This is a genomic window from Sinorhizobium sp. 22678 (assembly GCF_052044265.1).
GTDB lineage: Bacteria > Pseudomonadota > Alphaproteobacteria > Rhizobiales > Rhizobiaceae > Sinorhizobium > Sinorhizobium meliloti_A.
The window spans coordinates 38,105-47,436 of record NZ_JBQEMS010000036.1 but is presented as its reverse complement, the minus strand read 5'-3'; the positions used below and the strand labels follow the sequence as shown (position 1 = coordinate 47,436).

Sequence of the window (9,332 nt, the reverse complement as noted above, 5' to 3'; positions counted from 1 at the left end):
TCTTCGGGCCGATCTCGTGCCCGAGGCATGGGCTCCTGGAGACAAGGCGCGAGAGCTTCGCGTCGCCCTTCGCGAACGGATGTTCTACGTGCGGCTACGCACGATGACAAAGAACCGGATCGTTACGGTGTTTGATCGTTATCCGGAGCAGACGGCACAGTTGAAGAAGCTGGGCGACCTGTTCGGCAAGGCCGGGCGTCAGCAACTCGCCGCGCTCAATGTGTCGGAGATCGACCGCATCCAGATCAACCGGGGGCTGGAGTTCATCGGCGACATCGACGGGCGGATCAAACAGTCGGAAGAGACGATCCGCGCGATGACGAAGACCAACAGCAATGTGAAGCTGCTGAAGACCATCCCCGGCATTGGTGAGTTCTTCGCCCGGCTTATCGACGCCGAGATCGACGACATCTCCCGCTTCCGCAACCCGAAGAAGCTGGCCGCCTATGCCGGGCTTGTGCCCTCGACCTATTCCTCCGGCGGCAAGACCTACCACGGCAAGATCATCAAGCAAGGCAACAAGTGGCTGCGCTGGGCCTTTGTCGAGGCAGTCACACCGGCCGTGGTCACGGACCCGCAGCTTCAAGCCCAGTTCGAGCATTTGAAGTTCAGAGGAGCAAACAAAGCGCGCGTTGCCATCGCGCGCAAGCTTTTGACGATCGCCTTCCAGATTCTGCGCGACCAGCGCCCCTACGAGCGGCGCGGCGCAAATGGAGAGGAAGGCGCATCGTCGACAATATCCCGGCTGTCCTGATGACGGTCTAGCGAGCCCGGCAGGTCCGGGCTGCGCTCTTACAGGAGAATGGGAAGCCGGGAGCCGAACGCCACTCTGTGACCGAAGCCGAAAAGCAGATCGGCGTTAGGGTCACGAATTGGAGAATGGTTCAGCACCACAGGATGGAAAAGCCCGTCCTGCGAACGGAGAAGATTTACCCGGTCGGCAGAAGTGCCGGTCAAAACGCAATCGAACCCAGGGAAAGCCGCGCAGAACAAGCGTTTTGCCCCTTGAGTTCTTTCATTGGAGAATGAACATGTCTGACACTCGCTAGCTTCCTCTCGCCGGCCGTCTTCTCATCGGTCTCCCCTTCCTGTTCTTCGGCCTTGTTGCCAAGGCCGCCACCTTCGCCAAGACCGTTGCGCTCGTTAAGATGGTTGATATCCCTCTTCCTTTGTTCGGTGCAATCGGCGCGATCACGCTCGAAATCGGCGGCGGATTGCTGCTGGTCGCCGGCTTCAAGGTTCGCCCGATCGCCGCACTGCTCGCCATCTTCACCCTGGTCACCGCCTACTACTTCCACAGCAATCTCGCCGATGAAAACACGATGGTCCACTTCTTCAAGAACGTCATGATGACCGGTGGCCTTCTGCAGGTAGTCGCTTTCGGAGCCGGCGCGCTCAGCCTCGATGCCTATTTCGCCAAGCGCAATGGACCTTCTGCGGCCGCTGTCTACGCAAACTGAACGTCATCCACCGCCCGTACTACCCAAAGAGCCGGACATGCGTGATCGCTGTCCGGCTCTTTCTTTTGGCCATCTTGCGAAGACCTCAGGTGTTCCTCTCCAAGCGACAGCGAGTGCCTCTTTCGCTAGCTAGTGTCGGTCAACCCGATACGGCATGTTTCCACTGCAGAACATATCCGATGCCACAGTGGCTCTGATCGCAACTCAGGAAAAATACGATGTCACTTACTTCCAGCACCAAGCCGAAGATTGCCCTGATCATCGGCTCGACCCGCGCAGCCCGCTTTGCTGACGTGCCTGCACAGTGGATGCTCAAGCAGGCCCAGGCGCGCACCGATCTCGATGTTGAGCTCGTTGACCTGTGGGAGTTCAACCTGCCATTCTTTGATGAAGTAGCGTCCAATGCATGGGTACCGAGCCAGACCCCCGAGGCTGTTCGCTGGCAGCAGACGCTTGCCCGTTTTGATGGGTTCATCTTCGTTGTCGCTGAATACAACCACTCGCTGACTGGCGCCCTGAAGAATGCGCTTGACCAGGCCTACAAGGAATGGAACCACAAGCCGTTCACCGCGATCGGCTACGGTGGTGTCGGTGCTGCGCGTGCAATCGAGCACCTGCGTCTGATCGGCATCGAAATGCACATGGTGTCCACGCACGCCGCAGTCCATATCGGCGGCAGTGACTTCTTCACAATCTTCCCGGCCGTTGGCAACCAGCCCATCGAGACGATTGAGCAAAACCTCATCCCGTCCGCCACCGCAGCGCTCGACGAGCTCGTCTGGTGGGCAAAGGCCACGATGGCAGCCCGGGCTGCAACGACGGCCTGAGGCCGATCCCTATCCACACAACATGTGAAGGGGCAGCCGACAATGGCTCCCCGCAACCGCCGAATCAATGATCGACCGCCGTGTCGATTTCCGCACTCATGGTCGCGGTTACGGCGAAGTGTTTCGCCTGATCAGCAACAATTGTTCTTGCGACCCGCCAGGGACTGAACCCCTGGCATCCACCTCTATGGAATTAAATCAGGAGACTTGAAATGCCTTCAATTGGTATCATTGGCACTGGCATGATCGGTGGGGCCATCGCTCAGCGCCTCGGCGCGAAGGGCATCGCAGCAACAATCGCAAACAGCCGTGGCCCAGAAACGCTCACAGAGCTCGTCGCCAAGGCCGGTCCGTCGATTACGGCGGGGACTGTTGAAGAAGCAGCGGTAAAGGATATCGTCTTCGTCTCGGTCAATTGGCCGAAGCTGCAGGCTATCCTCGCCAAGCTGCCTGCTTGGAACGGCCGAATTCTTGTCGATACCAACAACCCGATGCAGCGCCCTCCTTTGCCGCCGATCGATGTAGCCGGCCGTGCGTCGAGCGCAATCATTCAGGAGTGGGCGCCGGGTGCCCGTGTCGTCAAGGCGTTTAACCACCACTACTTCATGAACCTGGAGAAAGTCCCGGATGCCGATGGTGGACGGCGTGTGCTGTTTTATGCGGGCGACGACGAAGCTGCAAAGACAGAGGTCGCGAAACTGATCGACCAGCTCGGTTTCTTCGGTGTGGATCTTGGCGACATCGAGCATGGCAGCCGACTATTTCAGTCGCCCGGCGGTCCACTCATTGCTCACGACTTCGTAAAGATTGACAGCCCGCTTCCTTGATCAGGACGTGAGCGAAGGCGCTGCCCGCCTCCGCTCACGGGATTCGATCCAGCCTCAACCGGAACTTCACAGGTAGTTTGATGACAGACATCCATTCTCCTTTCACACTAGGCAAGATCCGGCTGCAGAACCGATTTGTCATGGCTCCGATGACCCGAGCGCGCGCCAACGCTGATGGAACGCCGGGCGTACTCGCTGCAGAATAATATGGCCAGCGAGCTGGCGTCGGGCTCACTATTACGGAAGGCACACAACCTTCGGACGATGGTCAGGACTATCCGATGACACCAGGCATATACACCGACGACCATGTTGCTGGGTGGCGAACGGTAAACGACGCCATCCATGCTCGCGGCGGTCACGTGTTCTATCAGCTCATGCACGCCGGTCGTATGTCGCACCCCGACAATACGCCTCATCATCGTCAGGGTGTGGCCCCTTCAGCGATCGCACCAGGCGAGCAGATCTATACGCTCGGTGGCATGAAAGATATTCCGACTCCCCGAGCGCTGACGACGGAAGAAGTTCAGTCGAAAGTCAAGGATTACGCCTACGCTGCGAAGCGCGATCGAAGCGGGGGCTGACGGGGTTGAAATTCACGGGATCGCGTACCTGATCCACCAGTTCCTCGCGATCAGCGCCAACCAATATGGCGGTTCACTGGAAAACCGAGCCCGTTTCGCAATTGAAGTCGCGCAGGCGACAGTCGCTTAGATCGGTGCCGATCGAACGGGAATGCGTCTGTCTCCCGGCTTTGCCGGTTTTGGCCTCAATCACAGCGACGAAGGTCGGGACCTGTTCTGTTACCTGGTCACTGAACTTAACAAACTAGGCCTAGCCTATATTCACATCGTCCATTATGGCGACGATGACATCCTTCATGATTTCCGGAAGCTTTGGGGCCAGGTACTGATCCTCAACCGCCCTGGCCGGCCCCGCGAGGACATCGGAAAGGATATAGCATCCGGGCTTGCCAATCTCGAATCCTTCGGTGCGATGGTACTGGCCAATCCCGACTTCATCGAGCGTGTTTCCACTAGTGCACCGCTCAATACAGCCGACCACAGCGTCTATTTCGGTCAGGGTCCGGACGGGCCAGCGTCAGGATACACGGACTTCCCTGCCCTGCCTGATGGTGGGACGGAGAAGTCGGGCCGGTTCCAGGCGATGGTGCGATTGAAGATTCACCCCGGCAAACTGGAGGAATTCAAGCGTATCGCCGCAGACAGCATCAGCTTGGCGCGGGAAAAAGACACGGGCACGATTCGCTACGACATTTTTTAAATGACAACGAGACAGAGGCGGTCGTCTATGAAGAGTTCGCCAATCCTGCCGCGCGACTGGAGCACCTGGCAAACCTCGGCGGAAATGTCGCCGGCATGCTCGCATCGTCGACATGCAAGCAGAGGTCTGGTCTCATTCTGATCCTGAGTTGCGGGCATCGACGGAAGGATATGATGTCAAATTCTTCAAGCCGTTTTTACGCCTGGAGCCGTGAAGCCCACCTGGCACGAACGGCATGGCCGCCTTGTAGGGGCCGATTTCAAAGCTCACGCTGGCGCTGTGCGTCTACGCACGGCGCATTTCGTCCATCCGGTGCATCACCGACATCAATTTAGTAGCCGGTTCTCGCGCAGTCTCGCCGCTGCCATATCGACGAAGGCGCGAACCTTTGCTGGAGCGTGCCGACCCTCCGGATGGAGGATGTGTATGGGCAAAGGCGGTTCCTCGAATTCACTGAGGATGATCTGTAGCTCTCCAGCCACGAGCGCTGGGCCAATCTGGTAGTTGAGAACCCTGGTCAGGCCCCATCCGTCACGTGCGGATTGTATCGCCGCTTCGTTGGTGTTGCATTGTAAAGCCGCATCCACGGATACCCGCACGTCATCGCGAAACTTCCATTCAGGTGAAGCCCAGGCTGCGGTGGATGCTGCGATGCGATGTTCTTTGAGATCGGCCGGGGTTTTCGGAACGCCGTGGCGTTCGAAATACTTCGGCGAACCGCACATGACGCGACGGACCGTCCCGACTTTCACAGCAGAGAGATTAGAGTCGGGGAGATGGCCGATGCGCACGGCCACGTCGATCCCTTCCTCGACGATGTTGACCGGTCGATCGATGAACAGCGTCTTCGCTCTCATGGTCGAATAGGTGTCGAGATAGGTTGTCACGACCGGAAGGACGTACATTTGCCCGAACAACGCTGACGCGGTTATGGACAGGGTTCCCGTCGGCGTAGCGTAGGAACCGCCGGCGGCCGCTTCTGCTTCAGCGATATCGGCAAGAATCCGACGGCAATCGTCAAAATAACGAATCCCCGCTTCGGTCATCTTTACCGAGCGGGTTGTTCGCACCAAGAGGCGCGCTCCAATCAGGTCTTCGAGTGACGCGACGGCACGTGTGACAGCCGGAGCGCTCATGAACATCTGTCGCGCGGTGTCTGCGAAACTTTCAGTTTCGGCGACCTTTACAAATATCCTCATTGCTTGCCAGCGATCCATCCACTCCCCCAAAGCGCTCGCGTTTCCAAGACCTTAAGGGCTTGGAACCAAAGCCTCAAGAGCCTCTAACAGGGGATCATGCGATTGGCGAACGGCAAGCCTGGGAGATGCGCTCTATCTCCGCACAGGCTTCTTCGGACAGTCCGGCGCGCAGTGCGCGCTGTAGCGTTTCGCGGCAGGGATTCAATGCAAGCGATAGAGCGACCGACGTATTGAAGTCGAAGCTTGACCCCCGCCTTGCGATGTCCATCTCAGCGCCGGTCATGCCAAGGGCACGACCGGCTTCTTCTTGTTTCTCAAGCAGTGTCTTGCTCTCGTTGGTTCCCGTGAGAGCCAGTTCTATTGAAAGCCTTATCCGCGGATCAATTGACGAGCTGGCCATTCTCATCTCCTTGATCAGCCGCCTAAAAGCCAAAGTCGCTGAGGCCAGGATGGCCGTCCGGCCGGCGACCCAACGGCCAACGAAACTTGCGATCCGCTTCAGCAATCGGATGTTCGTTGATGCTTGCATGACGCTCCCGCATCAGGCCATCCTCGGCAAATTCCCAGTTCTCGTTGCCATAGGCGCGGAACCACTGACCGCTGTCGTCGCGATACTCATAGGCATATCGAACGGCGATACGGTTGCCAGTGAAAGCCCAGAGTTCCTTGATAAGGCGATAATCGAGTTCCTTGTTCCACTTGCGGGCCAGGAAGGCCTCGGCGTCGGCGCGGTTCGTCGCGAACTCGACCCGGTTACGCCAGCGCGTATCGAGCGTATAGGCAAGCGCCACCTTGCCGGCATCGCGACTGTTCCAGCCATCCTCTGCAAGACGGACCTTCTCGATGGCAGTGTCTCTGGTGAATGGGGGAAGCGGGGGACGGGACATGTTCAAGTTCCTCTCAGGATGATGTTGACAGTAGGGCGGAGGCGGTAAGTCTTGCACCGCCTCCAGGCTCGACATCAGGCAGCCGCGCGATCGATACGGGGGAAGTCGATCTCGGTATCGAGGGCCTCGTTCACGTAGTTTGTGAAGGTGTTGAGGGCCACGTGAGCGATGATCTCGACGATCTCGGCATCGCTGTAGCCGGCGTCACGGACCTTGGTGATCTCAGCGGGAGCGACGGAACCGCGAGCCACGGCCAGCGCCCGGGCGAATTCGACTGCAGCGGCCGCCTTCGGATCGTTCGACGTGCCGCTCCGGTTGGCAGCAATCTCGCTCTCATCGAGCTTGGCGAACCTCGTGCCGGTGAAGGTGTGGGCCGAGAGGCAGTAGTCACAGCCGTTGGCTTCAGCCATGGCGAGTGCGATGCGTTCGCGAGTAGCCGACGGCAGCTTACCTTTGCCGAGTGCGCCCTGGAGCGACGTCAAGCCTGTCAATGCGGCGGGGCTGTTGGAAACCAGCCGGAAGATGTTTGGGACGGATCCGATCTGCTTCTGGATGGTTTCGAGGATCGGACGGGAGGCTTCGGGAGCTTGTTCGATGGTTACGGGGGTAGGAATGCGTGACATTGTATTCTCCTTTTCGGTTGAGAGAGACGTCGCTCTCTTGAGATCGAATATGATCCCGTGGGGCAGCTTGCTGAAGATCGAAAGGGAACAAGGGACTGTTACGCTGGACGCAGCAATTGAGCTCTTAGACAGCGAGCTGCAGGCCACCGTCCTGCTCTGCAGGAACGGCGCAGCAGAGGAGCACTTCATCGGCGTCGATCTTCGCCGTGGGCTGCTTGACGTAGGCCACAGCTCCCTTGACGAGCTTGGTCCGGCACGTGCCGCAGTTTCCTTCCCGACAGCTGAACTCGGGCTCGAGACCACGCGCTTCGGCAAGTTCCAAAAGAGTGCCTGAACCAGGCGCCCACCGAGCTTCTTTCAAGGAACTCGTGAACACGACTGGTACAGGTTTTTCCGATGGCTGCGCGCCGGGAGATACAGCAGCGACCTTGGCATCTCCGGTGCGGATCAGTGACGACGGACCGAAGGGTTCAGCCTGGATGCGATCGTCAGCAATGTTGAGGGCTCGCAGTCCGTCATAAAGACCTTGCGTAAACTGCGCAGGCCCGCAGAGATAGAAATCATAGTCGTTGAAGGGGAGAAACCGCGTCAGCATCGCCATATCGATCCGCCCCGCGGCGTCAAAGTCCCTGCCCTCTTCAGCATCGGTGGTGTCGCTGAGGACCCTGACCAGGCGTGCGACGCCCTTGGTCGCTCCAATTAATTCGGCGATCTCCTTGTCGAACGGTCGATCAGCCTTGGAACGGGACGCATGGAATAGCGTCACCGGACGGACACGCTGCTTGCGCAGCCCTTCGTAGACGATATGACGGAGCATCGCGAGCATCGGCGTGATACCGACGCCACCTGCCAGAAGAACCGCCGGGCGTGTAGAGCGGGCGTCGATGCTGAAATCGCCAGCCGGCGCGCGCGCCTCGATGACATCGCCAACGGCGATGCAATCATGGAGGAACTGAGATACTTGACCATCGCGCTTGACGCTGATGCGGTAGATCCCATCGGACGGCGCTACAGAAAGCGTGTAGGTGCGAATGACCGCCTTTTCTTCGCCGGGCAACTTGATGCGGATGGGCAGATGCTGACCCGCCGCATGCGGGAGCAGCCCTGCGCCATCGCCTGGCCGGAGGTGGAAAGACTTGATCGTCGCGCTTTCATCGACGATCGCGGTGACGGTCATTGGCCGCCAGCTTTTAGCAAGCTCTGTGGCACGCAAACGGTCGGCCATCTGCTGCCAGCTGCCCGTCATCAAGGAACTCGGCGACCAGCCGTCCTTCCGAAAAGCCCATCTTAACGCCAGTGCATTGCGGCGACGTACGATCCGTGTCGGCTTGAATGTCCAAAATCGCTCCGCACCCTGGAAGGCCGTGATCTCGGGCGAATCGAAGATGACTTCGGCTTTCCCCGTCATCTGCAGCAGATCGCCGGTGGTGAAATCCACGAACAGAAGTCCTGCCTTTCCGTTCAGCAGGATGTTGCCGAGCGTTGCGAAGAAGAGATTGCCGTCGAAGTCGGGGATCGTCAGAACGCCATCGTCGCCGACGCGGACAAATCCCGCATTCCCGCCGCGGTGGGAAACATCCACCTGGCGCCGGTCTTCGCGATCGACGTAGGAGGCGACGAAAAACGCGTCAGCCCCCTCGATCACCCTGCGCGCCTGATCATCAAGCGCAGACGGATGCTCAACCTCACCGGTAAACGATTCCCCTGGCTGACGCGCGAATCTGAAGTCACGCAACTGAATGTAGCGCGGGCAATTTCCGAAGCTCTGGTCGACATCGACGCGGAAACCGCCATCGATCGTCGAGATAAAACCGTTCATTCGGTTGCGACGACGTGTGTGCATCTCGATCCCAAGAAGACCAATTGGCAGGCCATTCGCCAATCCTTCACTTGCCGGGTCGCTCGGATCGCGGTGCACGGCAATGTCCAGTACGACAGCCGAAGGTGACGACATGAAACCCGGCTCACCTTCGACGAACGTCGCCCAGGCGTCTCCCGCTTGATCGACGCTCCCGAGAACGATGAAGGGGAGTTGGGCGTAGAAGTCCCGGTGCTGGTCCGGCATGAAATCGCGAACGACACGCTGGCCGACGGAGGCCATGCGTTCCTTTACGCCGAGCTTTTCCTGAATAAAGGTCTCGCCTTCATGCCACGTCGGCAATCTTGTAAGCTTCACGGACATCTGCGTTCTCCAGAAAAAGAGGCGAAGAGCGTGCGAGGTGCCG

At 58.8% G+C, this 9,332-nt stretch carries 8 protein-coding genes and 2 pseudogenes; 5 read left to right on the top strand and 5 right to left on the bottom strand.

Going from position 1 to position 9,332, the window contains the following annotated elements:
* The 5 genes and pseudogenes from ACTJKL_RS30175 to ACTJKL_RS30155 form a co-directional block, all read left to right on the top strand.
* A partial coding sequence (locus tag ACTJKL_RS30175; protein ID WP_440854599.1) for an IS110 family RNA-guided transposase occupies positions 1-754 on the top strand: 754 nt, incomplete at its 5' end.
* A gap of 310 nt (positions 755-1,064) precedes the next feature.
* Positions 1,065-1,460 (top strand): annotated as a pseudogene (locus ACTJKL_RS30170) (DoxX family protein); the annotation flags it as partial.
* Positions 1,461-1,678: 218 nt separating this feature from the next.
* Positions 1,679-2,287 carry an NADPH-dependent FMN reductase gene (locus ACTJKL_RS30165; protein WP_440854598.1) on the top strand — a complete coding sequence of 203 codons (609 nt, stop codon included), beginning with the start codon at positions 1,679-1,681 and terminating at the stop codon, positions 2,285-2,287.
* Positions 2,288-2,499: 212 nt separating this feature from the next.
* The gene (locus tag ACTJKL_RS30160) at positions 2,500-3,114 is read left to right on the top strand and encodes an NADPH-dependent F420 reductase (protein WP_440854597.1); all 615 of its coding nucleotides are present in this window, start codon (positions 2,500-2,502) and stop codon (positions 3,112-3,114) included.
* An 80-nt stretch (positions 3,115-3,194) separates the two neighbouring features.
* Positions 3,195-4,242 (top strand): annotated as a pseudogene (locus ACTJKL_RS30155) (alkene reductase); the annotation flags it as partial.
* A gap of 482 nt (positions 4,243-4,724) precedes the next feature.
* Here ACTJKL_RS30155 and ACTJKL_RS30150 read toward each other — a convergent pair.
* The 5 genes from ACTJKL_RS30150 to ACTJKL_RS30130 form a co-directional block, all read right to left on the bottom strand.
* Positions 4,725-5,615, bottom strand: a complete 891-nt coding sequence (locus ACTJKL_RS30150) for a LysR family transcriptional regulator (RefSeq protein ID WP_440854596.1) — start codon at positions 5,613-5,615, stop codon at positions 4,725-4,727.
* 76 nt (positions 5,616-5,691) lie between these two features.
* A complete protein-coding gene (locus ACTJKL_RS30145) occupies positions 5,692-5,997 on the bottom strand; it encodes a hypothetical protein (protein WP_440854595.1) in 306 nt (101 codons plus the stop codon).
* Positions 5,998-6,019: 22 nt separating this feature from the next.
* Positions 6,020-6,484: a nuclear transport factor 2 family protein gene (locus ACTJKL_RS30140; RefSeq protein ID WP_440854594.1), complete on the bottom strand. Its 465-nt coding sequence runs from the start codon at positions 6,482-6,484 to the stop codon at positions 6,020-6,022.
* A gap of 74 nt (positions 6,485-6,558) precedes the next feature.
* The gene (locus ACTJKL_RS30135) at positions 6,559-7,107 is read right to left on the bottom strand and encodes a carboxymuconolactone decarboxylase family protein (protein ID WP_440854593.1); all 549 of its coding nucleotides are present in this window, start codon (positions 7,105-7,107) and stop codon (positions 6,559-6,561) included.
* Positions 7,108-7,231: 124 nt separating this feature from the next.
* Complete coding sequence (locus tag ACTJKL_RS30130; protein WP_440854592.1) at positions 7,232-9,289, bottom strand: 2Fe-2S iron-sulfur cluster-binding protein; 2,058 nt, start codon at positions 9,287-9,289, stop codon at positions 7,232-7,234.
* Positions 9,290-9,332: the final 43 nt, after the last annotated feature.